Annotated in this window: 20 protein-coding genes; 10 read left to right on the top strand and 10 right to left on the bottom strand. The window is 71.4% G+C overall.

Annotation, left to right across the window (positions count from 1 at the left end):
• Positions 1-19: 19 nt before the first annotated feature.
• The gene (locus ACOZ38_RS24400; protein ID WP_424533490.1) at positions 20-757 is read right to left on the bottom strand and encodes an SDR family NAD(P)-dependent oxidoreductase; all 738 of its coding nucleotides are present in this window, start codon (positions 755-757) and stop codon (positions 20-22) included.
• Positions 758-1,070: 313 nt separating this feature from the next.
• On the opposite strand from ACOZ38_RS24400, the gene ACOZ38_RS24395 reads away from it, so the two are divergent.
• From ACOZ38_RS24395 to ACOZ38_RS24370, 6 genes are all read left to right on the top strand, one after another.
• Positions 1,071-2,507: an SDR family oxidoreductase gene (locus ACOZ38_RS24395; RefSeq protein WP_424533489.1), complete on the top strand. Its 1,437-nt coding sequence runs from the start codon at positions 1,071-1,073 to the stop codon at positions 2,505-2,507.
• Positions 2,508-2,613: 106 nt separating this feature from the next.
• Positions 2,614-3,027, top strand: a complete 414-nt coding sequence (locus tag ACOZ38_RS24390; protein ID WP_424533488.1) for a GntR family transcriptional regulator — start codon at positions 2,614-2,616, stop codon at positions 3,025-3,027.
• 109 nt (positions 3,028-3,136) lie between these two features.
• A complete protein-coding gene (locus ACOZ38_RS24385; protein WP_424533487.1) occupies positions 3,137-4,099 on the top strand; it encodes an NAD(P)H-dependent flavin oxidoreductase in 963 nt (320 codons plus the stop codon).
• A 498-nt stretch (positions 4,100-4,597) separates the two neighbouring features.
• Positions 4,598-6,070 (top strand): UDP-N-acetylmuramoyl-L-alanyl-D-glutamate--2,6-diaminopimelate ligase, encoded by a 1,473-nt coding sequence (locus tag ACOZ38_RS24380; RefSeq protein WP_424533486.1) that lies wholly within the window; start codon positions 4,598-4,600, stop codon positions 6,068-6,070.
• 427 nt (positions 6,071-6,497) lie between these two features.
• On the top strand, positions 6,498-7,064 hold the full coding sequence (locus tag ACOZ38_RS24375) for an RNA polymerase sigma factor (protein ID WP_424533485.1): 567 nt from the start codon (positions 6,498-6,500) through the stop codon (positions 7,062-7,064).
• The gene (locus ACOZ38_RS24370) at positions 7,064-7,987 is read left to right on the top strand and encodes a CU044_5270 family protein (protein ID WP_424533484.1); all 924 of its coding nucleotides are present in this window, start codon (positions 7,064-7,066) and stop codon (positions 7,985-7,987) included. The genes ACOZ38_RS24375 and ACOZ38_RS24370 overlap by 1 nt, the downstream gene beginning before the upstream one ends.
• 89 nt (positions 7,988-8,076) lie before the next feature.
• Here ACOZ38_RS24370 and ACOZ38_RS24365 read toward each other — a convergent pair whose 3' ends face one another.
• The 3 genes from ACOZ38_RS24365 to ACOZ38_RS24355 form a co-directional block, all read right to left on the bottom strand.
• Positions 8,077-8,823, bottom strand: coding sequence for a DUF1775 domain-containing protein (locus ACOZ38_RS24365; RefSeq protein WP_424533483.1), 747 nt, complete (start codon positions 8,821-8,823; stop codon positions 8,077-8,079).
• A gap of 78 nt (positions 8,824-8,901) precedes the next feature.
• A complete protein-coding gene (locus ACOZ38_RS24360; protein ID WP_424533482.1) occupies positions 8,902-9,495 on the bottom strand; it encodes an MFS transporter in 594 nt (197 codons plus the stop codon).
• 244 nt (positions 9,496-9,739) lie between these two features.
• Positions 9,740-10,909 carry an acyl-CoA dehydrogenase family protein gene (locus ACOZ38_RS24355; RefSeq protein ID WP_424533481.1) on the bottom strand — a complete coding sequence of 390 codons (1,170 nt, stop codon included), beginning with the start codon at positions 10,907-10,909 and terminating at the stop codon, positions 9,740-9,742.
• A 138-nt stretch (positions 10,910-11,047) separates the two neighbouring features.
• Here ACOZ38_RS24355 and ACOZ38_RS24350 point away from each other — a divergent pair, with 138 nt between their 5' ends.
• Both ACOZ38_RS24350 and ACOZ38_RS24345 read left to right on the top strand, forming a co-directional pair.
• Positions 11,048-12,829, top strand: a complete 1,782-nt coding sequence (locus tag ACOZ38_RS24350; protein WP_424533480.1) for a CoA transferase — start codon at positions 11,048-11,050, stop codon at positions 12,827-12,829.
• Positions 12,826-14,454 carry a class I adenylate-forming enzyme family protein gene (locus tag ACOZ38_RS24345; RefSeq protein ID WP_424533479.1) on the top strand — a complete coding sequence of 543 codons (1,629 nt, stop codon included), beginning with the start codon at positions 12,826-12,828 and terminating at the stop codon, positions 14,452-14,454. Before ACOZ38_RS24350 ends, ACOZ38_RS24345 begins: the two co-directional genes overlap by 4 nt.
• 38 nt (positions 14,455-14,492) lie before the next feature.
• Here ACOZ38_RS24345 and ACOZ38_RS24340 read toward each other — a convergent pair whose 3' ends face one another.
• Positions 14,493-15,071 (bottom strand): sigma-70 family RNA polymerase sigma factor, encoded by a 579-nt coding sequence (locus ACOZ38_RS24340; RefSeq protein WP_424533478.1) that lies wholly within the window; start codon positions 15,069-15,071, stop codon positions 14,493-14,495.
• A gap of 207 nt (positions 15,072-15,278) precedes the next feature.
• Here ACOZ38_RS24340 and ACOZ38_RS24335 point away from each other — a divergent pair, with 207 nt between their 5' ends.
• Together ACOZ38_RS24335 and ACOZ38_RS24330 are read left to right on the top strand one after the other, a co-directional pair.
• Positions 15,279-16,469, top strand: coding sequence for an MFS transporter (locus ACOZ38_RS24335; RefSeq protein WP_424533477.1), 1,191 nt, complete (start codon positions 15,279-15,281; stop codon positions 16,467-16,469).
• Positions 16,466-17,515 (top strand): hypothetical protein, encoded by a 1,050-nt coding sequence (locus tag ACOZ38_RS24330; RefSeq protein WP_424533476.1) that lies wholly within the window; start codon positions 16,466-16,468, stop codon positions 17,513-17,515. Before ACOZ38_RS24335 ends, ACOZ38_RS24330 begins: the two co-directional genes overlap by 4 nt.
• Before the next feature lie 142 nt (positions 17,516-17,657).
• Here ACOZ38_RS24330 and ACOZ38_RS24325 read toward each other — a convergent pair whose 3' ends face one another.
• The 5 genes from ACOZ38_RS24325 to ACOZ38_RS24305 form a co-directional block, all read right to left on the bottom strand.
• Entirely contained in the window at positions 17,658-18,449 is a 792-nt protein-coding gene (locus ACOZ38_RS24325) for a metal ABC transporter solute-binding protein, Zn/Mn family (protein WP_424533475.1), read from the bottom strand.
• The gene (locus tag ACOZ38_RS24320) at positions 18,450-19,280 is read right to left on the bottom strand and encodes a metal ABC transporter permease (RefSeq protein ID WP_424533474.1); all 831 of its coding nucleotides are present in this window, start codon (positions 19,278-19,280) and stop codon (positions 18,450-18,452) included.
• Positions 19,277-19,933, bottom strand: a complete 657-nt coding sequence (locus ACOZ38_RS24315; RefSeq protein ID WP_424533473.1) for a metal ABC transporter ATP-binding protein — start codon at positions 19,931-19,933, stop codon at positions 19,277-19,279. The genes ACOZ38_RS24320 and ACOZ38_RS24315 overlap by 4 nt, the downstream gene beginning before the upstream one ends.
• A 99-nt stretch (positions 19,934-20,032) precedes the next feature.
• The gene (locus ACOZ38_RS24310; protein ID WP_424533472.1) at positions 20,033-20,593 is read right to left on the bottom strand and encodes an MFS transporter; all 561 of its coding nucleotides are present in this window, start codon (positions 20,591-20,593) and stop codon (positions 20,033-20,035) included.
• The gene (locus ACOZ38_RS24305; protein WP_424533471.1) at positions 20,590-20,907 is read right to left on the bottom strand and encodes a hypothetical protein; all 318 of its coding nucleotides are present in this window, start codon (positions 20,905-20,907) and stop codon (positions 20,590-20,592) included. Before ACOZ38_RS24305 ends, ACOZ38_RS24310 begins: the two co-directional genes overlap by 4 nt.
• Positions 20,908-20,982: the final 75 nt, after the last annotated feature.

The raw sequence follows: 20,982 nt of genomic DNA, 5'->3' as shown, positions 1-20,982 counted from the left end.
ACGGAGGCGGGCAGGCAGCTCATCCGAAACGCCGGACGAGGCGGCGGAAGGGCCCCGGCGCGGCACCACGCAGCCGGGCGGGCACGCGCAGCCACCCCGGCACGTACGACTCGGCCCGCTCGTGCCGGATCGCAGCGACGATCGCGCGCGCCACTCGCTCCGGTGGGATGGGCGCGGGCCGGCGACGATCGTAGGGGGCGCCGCGCCGATCGAAGAAGGGCGTGTCCACCACACCCGGCAGCACCACCGACACGCCGATCCCGGGAGAACCGCGGAGCTCGTGGCGGAGCGCCTCGGCGAAGACGAGAAGCCCCGCCTTGGTCGCCGAGTACACCGCCTCGTGCGCCACCCCGACCGCGCCGGCGATCGAGGCCACGAAGACGATGTGTCCCCGGCCCGACTCGACCATGCCGGGAACAAGCAGGCCGGTGAGCCGGATCGGGGCCGTCAGGTTCACTCCCACCAGCCGGTCGAGCGCGTCGTGCGGCATCCGCGCGAAGGGCCCGGCCCAGCCGGCCCCGGCGTTGTTGATCAATACATCCACGGGTCCCGCACGCTCGGCGAGCAGGTGGGCGTCCGTCACCAGGTCGCATGCGACGGCGACTCCGCCGGTCTCGGCGGCGACACGCTCCAAGCGCGTCCGGTCGCGTCCCGTCAGAACCAAACGCGCACCGGTTCTGGCCATGGTCCGCGCGGTCGCCGCGCCCACGCCCGAAGAAGCACCCGTGATCAACACGCTCGCACCGGAAAGTCTCATGAGGTGCCGAGCCCCTTGACGTGCGACCATCCGCTTCCGCGGAAGACACCGGCCCCCACGGCAGCGGCGCTCCCCCCGCGCTCCCTGCCGGATATAGCGCTTTTCATAGTCGGCTTACTTTCCACCTTCGTCGGTTCTCATGTCCAGGTCGTATATCCCGCCCATGCCACCGTCAGAAGATTACGGAACTCGGAGCGACTTGATAGATCTGGCGGGTATGCCGGAAATAGGAATTTCCGGAATCGGGTGGCCAGGCGAACGACGATCGTTCTGCGTGCCTCTCTGCGCACCCGAGGCTGAAGGGAGCCGACACGTGGCAACCCAAGATGGACGTCGTGTCGTGGTGATCACCGGAGCCAGCGCGGGCATCGGCCGGGCCGCCGCACGCCGTTTCGCGGAACGGGGGGACGCCGTGGCCTTGCTGGCCCGTGGTGCCGACGGTCTGGAAGGCGCGGTACGCGATGTACGCCAGGCGGGTGGGGAGGCGCTGGCCATCGAGGTCGACACCGCCGATCATGAGCAGGTGGACGCCGCGGCCGGCAAGGTCGAGACCGAACTCGGCCCGATCGACGTGTGGGTGAACGTCGCCTTCTCCTCGGTTTTCGCGCCCTTCATGAAGATCACGCCGGACGAGTTCCGCCGTGCGACCGAGGTGACCTACCTCGGCTACGTGAACGGCACGCGAGCCGCGCTGGGCAGGATGATTCCTCGCGATCACGGCGTGGTGGTGCAGGTCGGCTCGGCACTGGCCTACCGGGGAATCCCCCTGCAGAGCGTCTACTGCGGAGCCAAGCACGCCATCCAGGGGTTCAACGAGTCCGTGCGCTGCGAACTGCTCCACGACAAGAGCAAGGTGCGGGTCACCATGGTGCAGATGCCGGCGGTCAACACCCCGCAGTTCGACTGGGTGTTGTCGCGTCTGCCCGGCCATCCTCAGCCTGTTCCTCCGATCTACCAGCCCGAGATCCCCGCCGACGCGGTCGTCTACGCGGCGGACCACCCGCGGCGGCGTGAGTACTGGGTGGGCGGCTCGACCGCGGCGACACTCCTTGCCAACGCGGTGGTGCCCGGCATCCTCGACCGGTATCTGGCCTGGACCGGATACCGCTCTCAGCAGACCAAGGATGTGACGCATCGAGACCCTCCCAACCTGTGGCGGCCGGCCGACGCCGAGCCGGGTACCGACGAGGGAGCTCACGGCTCCTTCGATGACAGAGCCAAGTCCCGAAGTATCCAGCTCTGGGCCTCCCAGCACCACGGACTGCTCACCGCGGTGTCGACGACCCTCGCGACGGGACTGGGCGCCCTTGCCTGGGCCCATCGGCTCAAGGCGACCAGGACGACGCGGCATCGGCCAGCTGCTGATCATTTTCGCGGGCGGACCCAGGCGGTAAGGGCGATCGAGGCCGGTCGCGCGGCGTGGGGGCTGGCACTGCTCACGATGCCCTCGCGGGTGGTCCGTGTCCTCGGGGGAAGACGGGACCGCTCCACGGAGGTCGTTGCCCGCCTGCTGGGAGCCCGGCAGTTGGGCCAGGCGGCCTGGTCAGGCCTTCGTCCCAGCAGACCAGTGCTCGCCGGCGGCGCCGTGATCGACCTGGTGCACGCGGGCACCGCCCTGGCACTCGGGGTCGTGGACGACCGGTGGCGGCACGTCGCCCTGGCCGACGCGGGTGTCGCCCTCGGCTGGAGCCTGACCGGACTGCGCGACAGCGCCAAGCCATCGAGTGTCGCGGCGACAGCGTCGAGATAGCGCTCCAGGAGGCGGCAACGCTCACGGCTGAACAGCTCAGCGAGCTGACCCGGCGGCCGGCCACCGGCTGACCCCGGATGTCCGTCCTTTCGGCCGGGTGCGCCAGGTGGTCAGCAGGGTGTCGGCCGCCGTGTACGGGTCGGTGGTTCCGAGGGCGACGGCCTGGGCGAGCTCGTCGAGCGCGGCGACGCCAGGAAGGGCTTCCCAGGACAAGGCCCTGGCCGCCGGTGACGTCGACGAGGTCGTCCGGCTGTTCGAGGAGTTCGACCGGCTGATCTACAGCCAGTCGGGCAACAGGTGGATCAATGACCTGATCGAGAACCTCGAAGGCCACCAGCGGCGCATCGGGCGCCTCACGGTCGGCATCCCCGGCCGCCTCGCTCAGTCGGCCGAGGAGCACACGCAGATCTGCGGTGCCGTTGGCCGGGGCGACGCCGAGGACGCCGAGAAACTGATGCGGTCGCACATCGCCTCGGTGATGGCCGACCAACTGGAGAACTTCAACGAGGACAGCAACTGAGCGCCTCGCCCCACCCGGTAACGGTACGAAATGCCGCATCCAATCACCGCATCGCACCCAGTGGAGCTCTGATGCCCCTGAAGGCCGGCAAGGGGGGATGATGGCGGTTATGGCGTTGTCGACGGCGTTCACGGAGTTGTTCGGTGTGCAGCACCCGATTGCGCTGGCGCCGATGGGCGGGTCGGCCGGTGGTGCGCTGGCGGCGGCCGTCTCTCGTGGCGGAGGGCTCGGGTTGCTGGGTGCAGGGAACGGAGATCGCGACTGGCTGGCCCGCGAGTTGCCGATCGTCGCGGAGGGCACCGGGAAGCCGTGGGGTGTCGGGTTTCTGACCTGGGCGATAGATGTCGGCGCGGTCGAGCGTGCGCTGGAGCACAACCCCAGGGCGGTGATGTTGTCTTTTGGTGATCCGAGCCCGTTCGCCGGCCGCATCCGCGAAGCCGGTGCGGCGCTGATCATTCAGGTCACCGACTTGGACGAGGCCAGGCACGCAGTGGACCTGGGCGCCGACGTCATCGTGGCGCAAGGCACAGAGAGCGGTGGGCATGGGGCCCGGTACGGGCGATCCACCTTGCCGTTCGTGCCCGTCGTGGTGGATCTGGCGGCACCGGTACCGGTGTTGGCGGCCGGCGGGATCGCCGATGGCCGCGGCGTGGCCGCGGCCCTGGCTCTTGGCGCCGCCGGGGCACTCATCGGCACCCGCTTCCGAGTCACGACCGAGGCTCTTGCCGACCCCTCGATCACCAAGACGATCATCGAGGGAGGCGGGGAGGACACCGAGCGCAGCAGCGTGCTGGATATCGCCCGAGGCTCCCGTTGGCCGTCGAAATACACCGCCCGCACTCTCGGCCACCCCTACCTTGACCAATGGCGGGGCCGGGAAGCCGAACTCGCCGCCGACCCCCAGGCCAAGCAGGCCTATCGCGATGCCGTGGCAGGAGGCGATGTGCCTCCGCTGCCGGTGTGGGCCAGCGAGGCCATCGACCTCATCAACGACCTGCCATCCGCAGCCGATCTTGTCACCACCCTGGCCGTGCAGGCTGAGGACGCGCTAGCCCGAGCGGGAAGACGTTGACGGGAACGGTCCGCCCAGGCCAGCCAGGGCCGGGCCTGGCAGTACTGACCATCCGCCAGTCAAGATCCCAGGCTCCGGACGCCTACTGATGGAGACGGTGTTCCGACGACGCCGGATATGGTTTCGACCGCCCGTACACTGATGTCCATGGGTCGCACAAGCGTCATGAGACGCTGCCTGCAGCAGGCAGTCTTCGCGCTGTGCCCGACCATTGCGGGCCCGACAGGTGTCCGCCCGGCGACCGCAGCCGACGCTGAGGCACCGGAGGCTGGTCACCGCGTGTTGCACGGCCGCGGCTAGCGATCTTCCACGCTCTCACCGGGGTCTGTCCCCGGCGCGCTCCTCTTCGAGAACCAAGTAGGACTCCGCCTACCAAGCTGAGCCGTCACATCTAGCTCGCATCGGAGTCCCCACTCCCCGTAATCTCCCCAGTTTCCGGCAAGCCGTCAGCGCTGACGGCCACGCGACCGGCCCAAGCCCATCTTCGAAGGAATCGCCGTGAGGCTGAGCGAACTACTGGCCGGGCACGACCACCAGGTGCTCCAGGGCGACCCGGAGACGCCGATCACCGCCGGCGCATGCTTCGACGTCGATCGGGTGACGCCGGGTTCGCTGTTCATCGCGGTACCCGGCCACCGTGAAGGCGGTCCCGAGTCCATCGGACCGGCCCTTGCACGCGGAGCGGTCGCGGTGATCGTCGATGGCGAGGCGCCGGCGCTTCTGGCATCGGCCGCAGGTGTATGTGTCGTCCAGGTGCTGGACACCCGTACGACGGCCGCGATCCTGACCTCCCGCTACTACGGCGAGCCCGGACGAGGGATGGACATGATCGCGGTCACCGGCACCAACGGGAAGACCTCGGTGTCGTACACGGTCGAGTCGGTGCTCCGGATCTCCGAGGGCGCGAGGGTGGGGGTCATCGGGACGTCCGGCAGCCGGATCGGCGACGAGCTGATCCCGATGCCGAGGTCGGTGCTGACCACGCCGGAGTCACCGGACCTTCAGTACCTGCTGGGACGCATGCGCGATAGCGGGGTCGCGAGCGTGGTGCTGGAGGCCACGTCGATGGCTCTGCTGACGCACCGGGTGGACTGTTCCTTCATCGACGTCGGGATCTTCACCAATCTGTCCCAGGACCACTTGGACGACCACGGGACGATGGAGAACTACCGGGACGCCAAGTTGCGCTTGTTCCAGGGACTGTGCCGCCGCGCGGTGGTCAACGCCGACGACCCGGTGAGCGCCCGCATCCAGGCGCTCATGCCAGGCGCGGTGACCACGTACGCTCTCGACACCGAGGCGGACTATCGGGCCACCGACTTGACCGTGGACGCCCACGGCACGCGTTTCACCTTGCACCACGACGGCCGCAAGTACCCGGCGGCGATCCCCGTACCGGGCCGGTACTCGGTGGCCAACGCCCTGGCCACCGTGGCCGCCTGCCACATCTTGGGACACGACCTGAACGGTCTGATCGCCGCGCTTCTGCGGATGCCGCCGATCCCCGGCCGGTTCGAACGCTTCGAGACCCCGCGCGGCACGTGCGTGATCGTCGACTACGCCCACTCCCCGGACTCTCTGGAGCAGGTCCTGACGACCATCCGAAGCTTTGCCTCCGGCCAGGTCATCACCGTTTTCGGGTGCGGTGGAGACCGTGACACCACCAAGCGAGCCGAGATGGGGGAGATTGTCGGAACCTACTCCGATCTGTGCGTCCTCACCTCCGACAACCCGCGCCACGAAAACCCCGAGGCGATCCTGGATCAGATCACCCCGGGCCTCGCGATCACCGGTACACCGTTCAAACGCTTCGTCGACCGTCGCCAGGCGATCGCCTTCGCCCTGTCCGCCGCAGGACCGGACGACGTCGTCCTGGTCGCCGGAAAGGGTAGCGAGCCCCACCAGATCGTCGGCGAGGAACTGCTCCCCTTCAGCGACATGGCCACCGTTCGTGAACTCGCCGGAACGTGACAACCGCCGTCTTTGTGAGTGCGCCCGGTACGTAGCGAAGATCGCGAGCCCGGTACGACTGTGAGGCAATGTGGTCCAGGGCCTCATGCTTCTCGACTGCGCCAGGGGCAAACGGAGTCACAGAGGGTTCCGAGGGAACGCGGCGTGATCTTGCGGTAGTGACCTTCAGTTACGGAAGTAACGTGGCGGATCACGACTTGGCCGTGGGAGCAGTTTCGGCAACCCGTTTGACGTGCTGGTTCCGGGCTCGGATCAGCCTGGACAGGTAGCATGCGCGAACCGCGCGCATCGTGACACCCGTGCCCTGCGTCGCCTGTAGGAGGGACCCCGGGCCTGTGGCGTACGTCACATCTCCCTTGGATCGAGAACCTGACCGCAGCTTGCGGGAGACAGCAGGGTGACCGACCGACCTCACTAAGGAGGGCCGTTGACCATTGAGACGGCCGAACTCGACGACGCTGAGCTGATCAGGCGATCCGCGGACGACCCGGAGCAGTTCGCCACGTTGTTCGACCGCTACGCCCGGCAGATCCACCTGTACGCCGCGCGGCGGATCGGCACACAGGCCGCCGACGACATTGTGGCCGAGACATTCCTGGCCGCGTTCCGGCGACGCGGCTCGTACGACCCGTCGTTCCCGCTGGCGCGCCCCTGGCTGTACGGCATCGCCACCACGCTCATCGCCCGGCACCGGCGCCAGGAGGAGCGGATGCTGCGGGCGCTCGGCCGCACCGGCGTGGATCCGCTGCCGGAGCCGGTGGCCGACACCGTGGTCAGCAGGGTCGCGGCACGGGACAAGGAGCGCGAGCTGGCGGCGGCGCTGGCGTCACTGTCACGCGGCGACCGTGACGTGCTGCTGCTGGTGGCGTGGGAGGACCTCAGCTACGAGGAGGTCGCGCAGGCGCTCGGCATTCCGATGGGGACCGTGCGGTCGAGGCTGCACCGGGCCAGGAAGAAGGCGCGGGCCGCGCTGACAGACGAGGAGGAGCTGTGATGAGCACGATCAAGGAATTCCGGCGGGACACCCCGCCGATGACGGCGCAGGTGGAGAGCGCCGCCCGGGCGCGGCTGCTGGCGGCGGCGCGGGAGCCCGCGCCGCGCCGCGAGCCCCGCCGCGGGCCGCGGTTCGGCTGGCGGATCGCGGTCGCGGCCGCATTGGCGGTGGCCGTCGGCGCCGGTGTGGGCGTGGCACGCGACCAGCCCCGCGTGGTCCCGGTGGCGAGTGTGCGGGAGCTGGCCGAGCGGGCCGCGCAGGCCGCCTACGACGACCGCGGGCAGGTGCCGAACCCCGGTCAGTGGCTGTACATCAGGGAGCTCCAGGCGCCGCAGTCCAAGGACGGGTCCTACGGTGTGGACGTGTCCGGTCGCGTCGTCTGGGAGCAGTGGACCAGCGTGGACGGCAAGCAGGTGGCGGCCCTGTACCCCAATGGAAGGCTGCTCGTGCAGGGCAACCATCCGGGGCTCGGCGCGGCCGATCTGGCCCAGCAGCCGGTCACCCCGGAGGGGGTGCTCGCGAAGATCCGCCAGAAGCTGGAGGACATGCACATGGTTTGGGGGGGAGCCGAGCCGCCTCCCTCGATGGATGAGCAGCTCTTCCAGGCTGTCTACCAGCTTATGGGCACCCAGGTGCTTCCGCCGGAGGTGCGGGCGGCGCTGTTTCGCGGCCTGGCCACGATTCCCGGCGTGAGTTTCACCGAGGACGTCGCGGACGCCGAGGGCAGGCGGGGGGTCGCGTTCAGCCACGCCGGCTGGTCGGCCCGCTACGACCTCATCCTGGACCCCGTCGACTTCCGCTTCCTCGGCACGTACGGCGTCCAGACCAGAGAGTACAGCGACCCCCCGATCAAGGCGGGTACGCCGCTCACACTGACGGCCCGGCTGGAGACCAAGGTGGTGGACGGCCCCGGGCAGAAATGACTCTCCACCGGTAGTGCCAGGCTGCGATATGGGTCGGAAGGGGCATGCGCGGACCCACAGCACATGCCCCCTCTGGCCTACTGGAACGGCTAGCCGCGTGAGCGCCGGAACCCGGCGACGCCGATGCCGGCCCCGAGCAGACCCACGATGATTCCCAGAGCCGCCAAGAGCCTGGCCGTGCCGTCGGAATCACCGGCTGCGGTCGGCGCGGTGTCCTTCATCGCGGCGACCGACGGAGTAGCCGCCGGTGTGGTGCTCGCCATGTCGGAGTGCCCGCTGTCCCCGCCGTCTGTGGCGGCGTCCACCAGCTTGAGAACCGGCGCCGGGTGCTCGGGCTCGGACCCGTCGGCCTTGGGCGCGTCGGCCCACTTGACGACCTCACCGCCCGAGTAGGTCTGGCTGGTGGGGAAGGTCAGCTCGTCCGCGTCCTTGGGCAGCGGGCCGACGGAGACCTCGAACTCCTGGAACTGCCCCGGCTCGATCTTCCCGCCCGTCCAGGTGATCTTCAGTACGGACTCGGTGACCTTGTCGCCGTCGTCGGAGACCACGGGCTTGGGCAGCTTTCCCTTGGTCAGCTTCACGTCCCAGCCGGGAACCGGCCTGACCGAGACGAAGGGAAGCGGGTGATCGGTGGGGAACTGGACTTCCAGCTTGGTCGTCTGGGCCTTGTCCCGCTCGTTCGGAACGCGGAAGGCGATCTTGGTCCAGGCGCCCTTCTCGGCGGTGCCGGGGTTGATCGTGACGTGGGCGAGCGCGGGCAGGGCCAGGCCGAGGGTGAGGGCGAGCGCACCGGCGGTGACGGTGACGGCGCGACGGCAGATGGCGGTCAGTGCCATGGGGGATTCTCCGATTGTCTGCGTGAATGCCGAAGAGGCGCGAGCGGTACGAGCTGCGTACCTGCGCGCGCGGGGGACTCAGAGGACAGAGAGAACCGGGGGGCCGCGCCTGACGACCACGTGCCGCAGAACGCGGTCGCGCGCGGGACGGATGGCGCGCTCGGCGCGCCCGAACGGCGCGCGAGGAAGTGCGGGGGTGACGTCCTGCCGCAGGAGGTGGAGAAGCGCCACTAGGCGCCGCGTCGCGTAGGTTCCGGCCCTTCGCAGGACCGACCACAGCGCCGCGTCGCCGCGAGAGACCCACCAGCCGGTGAGCAGCGCGGCGGTGAGGTGGGCGAGGAGCATGCCCGCGCTCACGCCCAGGCCATGGCCCAGCGGCAGGCCGCCCGGGCCGTGTCCATGAGACGGCGGGCCTGCCGGCGTGTCGGCCGTGCCGAGCAACTCGTGCAGGAACGCCTGGGCGAGGAGAAGCAGCCCGGTCACGGTCGCCGGCGAGCGTTCCCGCCCGGCCGGCGCGGCCGTGACCATCATGACGACCAGCCCGCCGCACACCAGCGCCTGAGACGTGGGCCGGGCCCCGCCAGCGAACCGGTGCGCCACCACGGCAAGCGTCAGGCACACGACCGCGAAGACCGCCGACCGCGCAAGTCTCAAAGGCAGGTTGGCATGCATGACGCCACGCATCGTCTCACAAGCCGCGAATATCCGGTCGTGCCGAGGTGCTCGACCACTTGGTGGCGACTTACCTGCCGATCGAACGCAGGTAGGCGCCGAACTGCTCTGCCGCCGTGACATTGCGCGGGCCGCTGACCACCGCCCCGTAGTCCAGCACGAAGTAGCGGTCGTTTGTACGGCCGGCACCGATCGCAATGCGGGGGCCGGGCGTAGAACGAATTCGTGACTGAGCCAGAGATGCTCACCGGAGCACCCGGCGGGCCACGGTGGTGATGTGCAGTTCGTCGGGTCCGTCGAGGAGGCGAGCCATCCGGCCGACGCGGAACAGTGCCGGCAGCGCGGTGTCGGGGCCGAGGCCCGCGGCGCCGTGGACCTGGATGGCCGCGTCGGTGACCTGCTGCAACATGCGTGCCGCGGCCACTTTCGCCAGGCCCGTCTCGACTCGGGTGTCCAGCCCGGCCTCGGCCAGGGCGACGGCCTCGAAGACCAGCGGCCGGGTGGTTCTGATCGCCAGCAGCGCGTCGAAGACGAGACCTTGGACGAGTTGCAGGTCGGCCAGCCGCCCGGCGGACGTCGAGCGCTCGCGGGCTCGCTCTCGCATCAGGGTGAAGGCACGCTCGGCCTGACCGAGCCAGCGCAAGCAGCGCAGCAGGCGGCCGAGTCGTACCCGCTCGGCGACCAGGCGTAGTCCTCCGCCTTCCTCGCCGATGAGGTGGTCGGACGGGACCGTGACCCCTTCCAGGGAGATCTCCCACTGGCCGCCGGCGCCGAGGACCGTCAGCTCGCGCACCACCCGGAATCCGGGTGTCGAGGTGGGGACGAGCAGCAGGGAGAGGCCGGCCTTGTCGGGCGGTGCGCCCGAGGTGCGGGCGAGTACGGCGGCCAGGTCGGCGGTGCCGGCGCCGCTGACGAACCATTTGCGGCCGTGGATCCTCCAGGACCCGTCGGGTCCGCGCGCCGCCCGGGTGGCGGTCAGAGCGGGGTCGGACCCCGGCGTCTCCGGTTCGGTGATCGCGTTGCACATGGTCATCCGCCCGGCCGTGACCTCGCGCAGGTGGGCGTCCCGTCCGGCGAGGGTCTTCACGTCCAGCAGCACGGTGGACCCCAGGATGGCGGGAGCGTGGTCGCTCGCGCCTTCGGCCTCCGCGATGTGCGCGTACTCGGTGAGCGACAGGCCCGCGCCGCCCAGTTCGGCCGGGAGCGCAAGCCCCCAGAGTCTCTCGGCGCGGGCCTGGTGCCTGAGCCGTTCGACGAGCGCCCGCGCGGTCGCGCCGCCCGCGTCGAGCGCGGCTTCATGTGGCATCACCCGCTCGCTGACGAATCCGGCGACCCGGTCCCGCAACTCGGCCACATGGGCTGGGCAGGGGGGCGCGCCCCATGCGGATCGTTCGCCGTCGACCTGCTGTGACATTCCAACTCCAGACATGCCGGGAACTGAATGAAATTTCCGTCCGACTCCCCTGCTGTGGAACAGGTCGTGCGACCACGCGGCCGAGTTCCCATTCGCGTTGGGCACGACTCGCGGTCACCGCCGCGGGAGAGGAGAGCCATGGCACACCCCGTCACGGTCCGGGCGGCACGCCCGCTCGACACCATCGGGTTGCGGACGGCCGGGCCAACCGCCCTCACCGCCGTCGCGGCCCGCCACCTCACGCTCCTGGGCGCCGCCGACCTCGGAACCACGACGTCCGGCGGTCCCGGGATCGTGGCGCTCACACCGGAGGGCGGGCGTCCCCTGACCGCCGAAGTCGCCTGGGCCCGGGTCGCCCCGCCGGAGGAGGTGAGCGACGAGGCCACCGCCCAGGCCGCCACCGGGGTCGCCCATGTTCACGGCCGTCGCGGCGGTGATCCGCAGGGCCTGGCCGTCGACTACCTGGCCACGGCCTGCGCGGTCCTGACCGTTCAGGGACTGCTGGCGGGACTGATCGGACGTGCTCGCGGCGCGGCGGTCGAGACCGTCCTGACGGGCGTCGACCTGGCCGGACTGCTGGCGGTCGGGCAGTACCTCGCCGCCGCGACCGCACAGGAGGACGAGGCGGTGCCGTTCGCTCCCGGCGGCCCGCCGTTCACCACGGCCGACGGCGTGTGCTTCGAGGTGGAGGCGCTTGACCCTAGCGTGTGGGTGGCCTTCTGGCGGTCGCTCGGCGTGCCGGACCGGGTCGCGGCGTCCGCGTGGCGATCCTTCCAGTTCCGGTACGCCACCGCGTGCTCCCCGCTGCCCGGAGAGCTGCACGTACGGGCCCAAGCCGCCGGCTGGTCCGCCGTACGGCGGGCGGCGGAGGACTCCGGCGCCTCGCTCTGTGCTCTGCGTTCCCTCGCCGACCGCCTGGGAGAGCCGCGTGCACAGGCGCCCTGGGAGTTGACGCCCCGCCAGGCGCGTTCTCTCGATTCAGCCCGGCCCGGACCGGCCGAGGCCGCCCGCCCGCTGGCCGAGTTCACGGTCCTGGAAGCCGGGCGACGGATCCAGGCGCCGCTGACCGCCTACATCCTTGGCCTGCTCGGAGCGGACGTGATCCGCGTCGAGCCCCCCGGCGGCGATCCGTTACGGGGCATGCCGCCCACCTGTGGAGACCTGTCCGCCCGCTGGCTGGCGCTCAACCGGGGCAAGCGCGCGGTGGAGATCGACATCAAATCCGCCGCGGGACGCGACGAGTTGCGGGACCTGGTCGCCGACGCCGACGTGTTCGTGCACAACTGGGCTCCGGGCACGGCCGAGCGTCTTGGCCTGGATGACCGGGACCTGTCGCCGGTCAGCCCCGGCCTGGTCTACGCCTACACCAGCGGCTGGGCCGGCCGGCTGCCCGGCGCCCCATTGGGCACCGACTTCATGGTCCAGGCCCGTACCGGTGTCGGGGAGGCGGTACGTCCCGTGGGCGAGCCCCCGGGCCCGTCGCTGATGACCTTGCTGGACGTCCTCGGCGGCCTGCTCGGGGCCGAGGCGGTGCTCGCCGGGCTGCTCCTGCGCGAGCGCGAAGGGCATGGCGTGCGGGTGGACTCCTCGCTACTGGGCGCGGCCGAGTCGCTCACCGAGCCCGCTCTGCGCAGAGTCGCCGCCGGCGCGGACCCTCGCGCCCCGAAGGGCTTCCGGCGCCCGTTGCCCACAGCGGACGGCTGGGTGGCCGTCGCCGACGACAGCCCCGTGACCCATGCCGTTCAGCTGAGCGGCATGACCACGGCCGCGGCCCTCGCCGCGCTCCGCCGCGACGGACTGCGGGCCACCGCCGTGACGACCGCCCTCGACGCCCTGCCCGTCGATCCCCGCTTCGCCGCCGCACTCACCCGTGACGAGCACGGAGCCTTGGCCGTTCCTGCCCCCTGGAGGTTCAGATGACCCCCCGCCTGGACGATCTGGTACCCGCCGCGCTCCGCCGTGAGTGGGCGGCCGACGGCATCTGCCCCGACCTCGACCTGTACGCGCTGTTCCGCTCGCACCGCCTCACCAACCCCGGCCAGGTCGCCGTCTTGGACGCCGCCGGTGCGCTGACCTACGCCGACCTCGACCGGCTGGCTCGCGCCGCGGCGGCGGGGCTCCGGCGGCTCGGCGTGTGCGAGGGCGATGTCGTCGGCGTCCAGTTGCCCAACGGCCGCGACGCGGTCATCGCCGACCTGGCCCTGGCGGCCCTCGGCGCGGTGGCACTGCCGTTCCCCGTGGGCAGGCGCGTGACCGAGGCGATTTCGCTGCTGGGCCGCTCCGGCGCCCGGGCCGTCATCGCGGCCGTCGGCCACCGGGGGACGGCGCACGCCGCAGACCTGGTGGCTGCCGCGGACCGGTTGCCGGGGCTGCGGGTGGTGATCGCCGCCGGCCCGGAGGAGTTTCCGGCCGGCAGCGTGCCGTGGGACGACGTGCTCGCCGCGGACGGCCGCGCGTTCGTCCCGGTCAGACCGGATCCCGACAGCGCCGCCCGCATCCTGGTCTCCTCGGGGTCGGAGACCGAACCCAAGATGGTCGCCTACTCCCACAATGCGCTCGCGGGCGGCCGTGGCAACTTCATGGCCACGCTGATCACCGGCGACGGTCCGCCTCGCTGCCTGTTCCTGGTCCCTTTGGCCTCGGCCTTCGGCAGCAACGGCACCGCCGTCACCCTGGCCAGGCATGGCGGCTGCCTGGTGCTGCTCGACCGCTTCGCTCCCGAGGCCGCGCTCGCCGCGATCCGTGAGCACAGGCCCACACATGTGCTGGCCGTGCCCACCATGATCCGCATGATGCTCGACCAGCCGGGAGGCGGCCCCACGCCGCCGATGACCGCGCTGGTGCTCGGCGGCGCCGAGCTGGACGCCGCCACGGCCGCCGAGGCGGGCCAGGTGTTCGGCTGTCCGGTGGTCAACCTGTACGGGTCGGCTGACGGGGTGAACTGCCACAGCGGTCTTGTGCAGAGACCGGCGAGCGATCCAGGGCCCGGTGTCGTGGTGGGCATGCCGGATCCCCGGGTGGCGGAGATCCGTATCGCCCCGACGGCCGGCGAGGAGGAGTTCGGGGAGATCATCGCTCGCGGCCCGATGACCCCGATGTGTTACGTCGGGGCACCGGAGCTGAACCAGCGCTACCGCACCGCCGAGGGCTGGGTGCGTACCGGCGACCTTGGCGTGATCGATGAGAACGGGAGGCTGCGCCTGGTGGGCAGGCTCAAGCAGGTCGTCATCCGCGGCGGCGTCAACATCAGCCTGGCCGAGGTCGAGCACGGGCTGGCCGCCCATCCCGGCGTTCGGGAGGCGGTCTGCCTGGGCGTACCCGACCAGGTGATGGGCGAGCGGCTGGCGGCCTGTGTCGTGCCACGTCCCGGCCGGGCGCTCGAACTGGCGGACCTCTGCTCCCACCTGTCCGGGCAAGGGGTGGACCGGGCCAAGCATCCGGAACACCTGCTGCTGCTGGAGGCGCTGCCCCTCACCCCGGCGGGCAAGCCGGACCGCGACGCCCTGCGTGACCTGCTGCCGCGACCACGTTCGGCATCGGCCTGAGACCCCGGGGCCGGAGACGACCTCCGGCCCCCCCTCGCTCAGGCGACCTGTTCGGCCTCGAGTACCGACGCCCTGAGCTGGTCACGAGCCCGGGCCACGCGAGAGCGCACCGTGCCCACCGGGCATCCGATCAGTTCGGCCGCCTCGGCATACGGCAGGCCCACCAGCTGGGTGAGCACGAAGGCCCTACGTCGTTCACGCGGCACCCTGGCCAGCAACTCGGCCAGGGCGACCCCATCCTCCGAGCCCGGCAGGCCGCGCGGCTGGCATCGTTCGGCAGCGGTCTGCCAGTCGGCCAGTTCGGCGATGACCGGGCGCGCGGCCGCCGCGCGGAACCGGTCGACGACGACCCGGCGGGCGATGGACAGCAGCCACGTGCGGGCCGAGGACCGACCGGCGAACCTCGGCAGGCTGCCGAGGACCCGTACGAACGTCTCCTGGGTGAGGTCCTCCGCGGACTGCTGATCGCTCAGATAGGCGACGAACCGCCGCACGTCCGTGTACACCGCACGGGTGAAGGCCTCGACGTCCGCGGGCGCTCCATCGCGTGCGGCCAGGGCGAGCACCGTCAGCCACTGGTCGTCGGTCGTCCGGGGGTCGCTGATGACAGAACTCATGGTGATCGTTCCTTGCGGTCGCAGGACAGAACGGGCGCGCGGTCTGAGGTGCCGCACGGTCTTCGGCGGGAGAGGGCATGGATCGTGGCGCGGGCCACAGGCACAGCCGGCGCACTCCACCGGCTCCGGTGGGAACCCGGCCAGGCTCGCGAGCGACTGTCTGGTTCGCGGTCGTCGCATGGACCCCGCGGACGGAAGGAGACGGCGATGCGGCTGGATCGGCGAGGGGGCCCGGCGAACGGGACGACCCGGCGACAAGGGGTCACGGTGCTGCTCGTCGCCGTCATGGGCGTCTCGATGGCACAGCTCTTCCTGATCGGAGCTCTCGGCCCCCGCCTGGTCGAGGAGGCGGGCATCTCCCGGTCCGTGCTCGGCCTGACCACGACCGCCGGATTCGGTGTCGCCGCGCTCCTGTCGCTGAGCGCCGGCCGGTGGGTGGATCGGCTGGGCGCCCGCCGCTGCCTGGTCACCCTGCTGCTGCTCGCCGCGGCGGCCCTGGCGCTGATCGGTTCCGCCTCGGGCGCGCCGATGCTGCTGGCGGCGGTGGCGCTCGGCGGCCTCCCGCAGGCGCTGGCCAACCCCGCCACCAACAAGGTCATCCTGGCCGTGGTCGAACCGGCACGCCGGGGCGCGGTCACCGGCTGGAAGCAGTCGGGCGTCCAGCTCGGCGCCTTCGCGGCCGGTCTTCCCCTGGCGACGCTCGCCGTATGGGCCGGGTGGCGCGGCGCGGTATGGACAGCGGCGGTGATCGCCCTGCTCATCGCCGCCTGGGCCGCCCGTGCGCTGCCGCCCGACCCCCTCCCCGCTGACGGCGGGCCGCCGGCCGGCCTGCCGCGGGCCCGGGTGGAACGGCTGGCGCTCTTCTCCTTCCTGCTCGGCTGCGGGATCGCCGCCGTCAACACCTACCTGGCGCTCTTCGGCACCCAAAGCCTGGGGTTGAGCCCGGTCGTGGCGGCGTGGCTGGTGGCCGTTCTGGGACTCACCGGGGTGGCCGGCCGGGTCGGCTGGTCTCGGCGGGCGGGCCGGCTCGGGCAGGCGGAGGCGCTTCTCGCGCCGCTCGCGGCGGGGGCGTGCGGAGCGGCCCTGCTGTTCGGGGCCGCCTTCTGGGCGCCGATCCTGATCTGGGCGGCAGCGGCGGCCGTCGGGGCCTTCGCCGTCGCGGCCAACGCCGTCACGATGGTCACCGTGATCAAACGGGCCGACCCGCGCACCGCCGGACGCGACTCCGCGCTCGTCTCGTCCGGGTTCTTCGCCGGTTTCGCCGTCGGCCCTCCATTGTTCGGGTTCCTGGTCGACGCCGCGGGCTACGGGCCCGGCTGGCTGCTGGTCGCCGCCGAGTTCGCCGTCGCGGCCTCCGTGGCGACGTCGCTCAGGTTCCGGACGAGGACACGCGGGTGAGCTGGGCGGAGCGGGCCCTGGGCGAGGTCCTGAGCCGGGCGGCGGAGACGGAGTCCCTGGTGGGCGAGCGGTGGCCGCTGCACGCGGACCCCCTCTCCGGTCGCTGGACGACCACCGCGCGCGGCTCATGGACCGGTGGTTTCTGGGCCGGCCTGCTCTGGCTGCGGGCGATCGTGAGCGGGGAACTCGCCGATCAGGCCGCGGCGAGCATCCGCACCATGTCCCTCGCTCCGTGGGTCGGCGCCGACACCGCGACCCGGGGGCTGATCTTCTGGTACGGCACGGCCCTGGCCGAGTGCGGCGCCGGCGCGGCCACCCTTCGCGACCGCGCGGCGCGCGCATGCCTGGACGCCTACGATCCCCGTCTCGGGCTGGTGCCCTGGGGCGCCGCGTTCGGAGGCCCACGCGAACTGGCCAGAGTCGACGCCCTTCCCGGCCTGGTACGGCTGCTCGCCTACGCCGGCCCGCACGGCAGGAACGCGGCCCAGGCCCAGCTGGACCTGCAGCTGAAGCTGAGCGCCGGGGGCGGTGAGCCGCACCCGGCGTGGGCGGCCCTGCCCGACGGAAGCTGGGTGCCCCATCCCGAACCTCCGGTGGGCTGGAGTCGTACGGTGGCCTGGCTGGCGCTCGCGATCGCCGACTCCGCCCACGCCGGCCAGGCACCACGGGCAGGCGGACCGCCCTTCCAGCCCACCGATCACCCGGCTCTCGAGGAGAGGCTCGCTCCCGGCTCGCCTGCGATCCCTCCCGCGTCGGCGCTCAGACCTGGTGGTCCGCCGGACACCTCCGCCGCCGCGATCGAGGCGGTCGCGGCGCTGAAGCTGTCCGCGCTCGCCGGACGGCGGACGTCCGGAGCACTGCGCGACCGAGCCGCCGATGTGCTCGGCGAACTCGTGGCGGCGCATCTGCGAGACGGCCGGCTGCTCGACGGCTGCTATGACCTGGACCACGGAGTCGCCACTCGCCACGAGCTGGTGTGGGGTGATTTCTTCCTGGCGGTGGGCCTTGCGATACTCACCGACGCAATCGCTCCCTTCGCCTGCTGAGACGCTCGACCAGAGGCCACGCCGAAACGTGACGGCGCGATCGACGCGCACAGGCCGACAGGCCCACCGCCGACGATCAGTACGGGGAAGTCCATTGAGATCCTCCGGCAGAGGGGCGGCCCGGAGACCGCCCCGCGAGTGGTCAGCCCAGGGCGGTGACGATGGCGTCGGCGTTGGCCGTGTACACCGCCTTCAGGTCGAATGCCTGGCCGGGGAAGTTGTTGATCACTACGCGCTTGGCGTTCACGTTGGACAGCGCGTCGCCACCGGGCATCGCCGAGTTGTCCAGGATCAGCTGTGGCTTCTTGGCGGCCAGCTCGGAGATCTGGCCCGCGGTGGGCGGCTGGGGGCCGTACACGCCGGCGGGCTGGACGCCTGCGAGGTCGGCCGCCCAGGCCACGAACGCCTGTGCCACGATCACCGGCCGGGCGCCCTTGGCCGCGCCGGTGACCTTCTGCTTGAGTGAGGCGTACTCGGTGTCGAAGCTCGCGGTCCACGCCTTGGCCGCGTCGGCGGTGCCGAACTCGCCGCCCAGCCTCAGCACCTCGGCCTTGACCTTGTCAGGGGCGTTGTCCAGGGACACCTCGATCAGCTTGGCCGTTGACCCCGCAGCCTCTTTGATCTTGCCGGCGAACCCCTCGAAAGCGGCGTAGAGGACGATGTCCGCCTCGGCCACCTTGGCCAGGTCGGACGGCTTGGGATCGTAGTCGGGCGCGTGCCGCACTCCCGGCGGCACGATCACCGTGATGTCGGTGGCGCCCGCGGCCTTGGCGAATCCGGCCTCCCAGCTGGAGGCGGCGACCACCTTCGGGCCCTTGGCCGTCGACGCGGGGCCCGAGGAGGTGGCGTTCTGCGCGCTGCCACAGGCGGTCACGGCCAGGGCGGCCAGGACAGCGACGGCGGCCATGCGCAGGCGGCGGTTGAGCGCGTTCATCTAGTGAAAACCCTTTCTGGAGTGGAACGAGGAGGAGGGGATGGCATGGAGGAGGAGGGTGCAGACCCCTCCGACGAGCACGAGCGTCGGACCCGGCGGAAGATCGAAGAGCAGGGCGAGGAAGAAGCCGCCCACGTTGAACACGAGCCCGAAGATCACCGCCCAACGGACCATGGCCGACAGCGACCGGCCGGCCCGGCGTGCCGCCAGCGCGGGCAGCAAGGTGAGCGCGTCCACCAGCAGGGCACCGGTGAGCCTGATCGCCGAGGCGATCGCCACGGCGATCACCATCAGCAGGATCAGGGTCAGCCGCTCCACCGCGACGCCCGAGCACAGCGCGAGCTCGCGGTCGTGCAACAGCAGCGCCAGATCACGACGGCGCAGGCCGTACAGCAGCGGGACGATCACCGCCAGCACGGCCAGGGAGACCACATCCTGGGTGCGGGTGGCCAGGATCGATCCCCACAGCAGCTCGAACGCCCCGTTGGCGTTCACCCCCGAGATCGACAGCACCAGCAGCGCGGCGGCGATGGCCAGCGTCATGAGCAGCCCCATCGCACCGGACAGGCCCGCGCTGCTGCGGGCCATCGGGGTGAGCGCGCCTCCGGTCAGCGCGCACAGGACCAGCGCGCACAACAGCGGGTCCAGGCCGGTCAGCAGGCCGATCGCGATGCCCAGCAACGCGACGTGCATCATCGCGAAGCGGACCGGCATGATGTCCAGCCCCACGATGAACACCCCGACGATCGGGAGCGCCACCGCTCCGAGGAGCAGCGCCAGAACGGCGAGCCGCACCGAAGGCAGCTCCATGAGCGCGCCGATCGAGTTCACCGGACCTCCCGCAGCCGCCCGGCGGCCATCTCGGCCACCCGCCCGCAGGCCTCGGCGACCACCCGGTCGTGGGTGACCACCACCACGCTCACGGGCAGGCTGGCCAGTACGGCCGCGACCTGCTCCTGCCCGGCGAAGTCCAGCGCCGCCGTCGGCTCGTCGGCCAGCACCAGCCCCGACCCCGCCGCCACCTGGCCAAGGGCCCTTGCGAGGTAGGCCCGTTGGAGCTGGCCCCCTGAAAGGGTGTCCAGCGGGCGGTCCAGGAGGCCGCCGATGCCGAGATCTCCAGCGGCCCGCACAGCCTGCGCGGTGTGGCCGCTGCTGGCCAGCAGTTCGCCTACCAGCAGCGGGAAGCGTCCGGCCGCCTGCCGCTGAGGGATCCAGGCCACCTCCGAGCGGCGCCGGGTCCAGTCGGCGGTGCCGCGGGCCGGGGCGCCCGCGACCTCGATCAGGCCGCTGGTGTCGCGGTGCAGGCCGAGGATGGCACGCAGCAGCGTGCTCTTGCCCGAGCCGTTGGTGCCGGTGACGGCCAGGTGCTCGCCGGGCGACAGATCGAGATGCACCCTGTCGACCGCGAGGAGCCTGCCGTGCCGGCAGGTCACCTCCGACAGCCGTAGCGCCGCGGCGCGTGACGGGGGGGCTGGTTCGGGCATGGTGATACTCCCGGCCTGGGGGATGGGCGTACGACGGCAGCCGGGCGGAGGTACTCCGTCCGGTAGAGCGGGATGAAGGAAACGGCCTGCCGTGAAAGGTCAGGCGGAAACGAGCGCGGGCGGAGGAGCGCGACCGCTCACCGCATGCCGCAGGAGCGCCGACCGGGGGATCGCGGGAGCGGGCGAACCGGCGTGACCGGTACGAGGCGGGCCGTACCTGCCACTGACGAAGATCACCAGCAGGCGAAGACGAACGGCGAGGCGGCGCAGCACCGCCCACAGGGCGGCCTCACCACGTGACAGCCACAGCGCTGTCAGCCCCACAGCCCACCCGTGCGTCACCAGCATGCCGACACCGGGGACCAGCCCCGTATGCACGTGACCGCCCACCTCGACCAGCGGCTCGAGGACGGGCGCGGTGGAGAAGAGCAGATGCAGCGCCACCTGCACACCCGCCAGCAGCGGAAGGATCACGCTCATCCCGCGCTCGCGGCCCGTAGCAGGCAGCACAACCAGCGAAGCCACCACCAGCCCGAAGACCGCGGCGCGGCCGGAGACCGTGCCCCCGCCGGCTACGTGCGCGACGACGCCCAGCACCAGGCACACCACGGCGAAGGCCGCGGCGCGGGCAAGGCGGAACGTCAGCCCGGCGGTCGTCATGTCCAGGCGATCGTGTAGCCACCCGCCGTCAGTGGCTCGGAGACATCGGCCATGACCTTCGGACCGTCGAGGCGGGGCTTGCCCACCCCGATGGCCCTGCCCGACCCGTCGTGCGGGACGGCCACGGGGAAACCGACCCGTGCGCTGTATTCCAGCCGGATCTCTTCCAGGCCGGAGACATGGGCATTCGCAGCGAGCGAGCTGCTTTTGCGACTGCCATGGGCGAACGCGACGGGACCGGCGAGCGTGCGGAACAATCCACAGCCGAGCGCCGCCACAAAGGTGTTGAGAACGAACCGTGGCGAAGAAGCCAACGCGGACTCCGTTGGGAAACCCCGGACCGTCGCCGGGCAGGACCGGAACGACGCTTCCACGGCAATGTGGAGCGC

Source organism: Sphaerisporangium viridialbum (assembly GCF_049674955.1).
GTDB lineage: Bacteria > Actinomycetota > Actinomycetes > Streptosporangiales > Streptosporangiaceae > Sphaerisporangium > Sphaerisporangium viridialbum.
The sequence above is the reverse complement of the archived record's forward strand: the minus strand, read 5'-3'. Positions and strand labels throughout refer to the sequence as shown.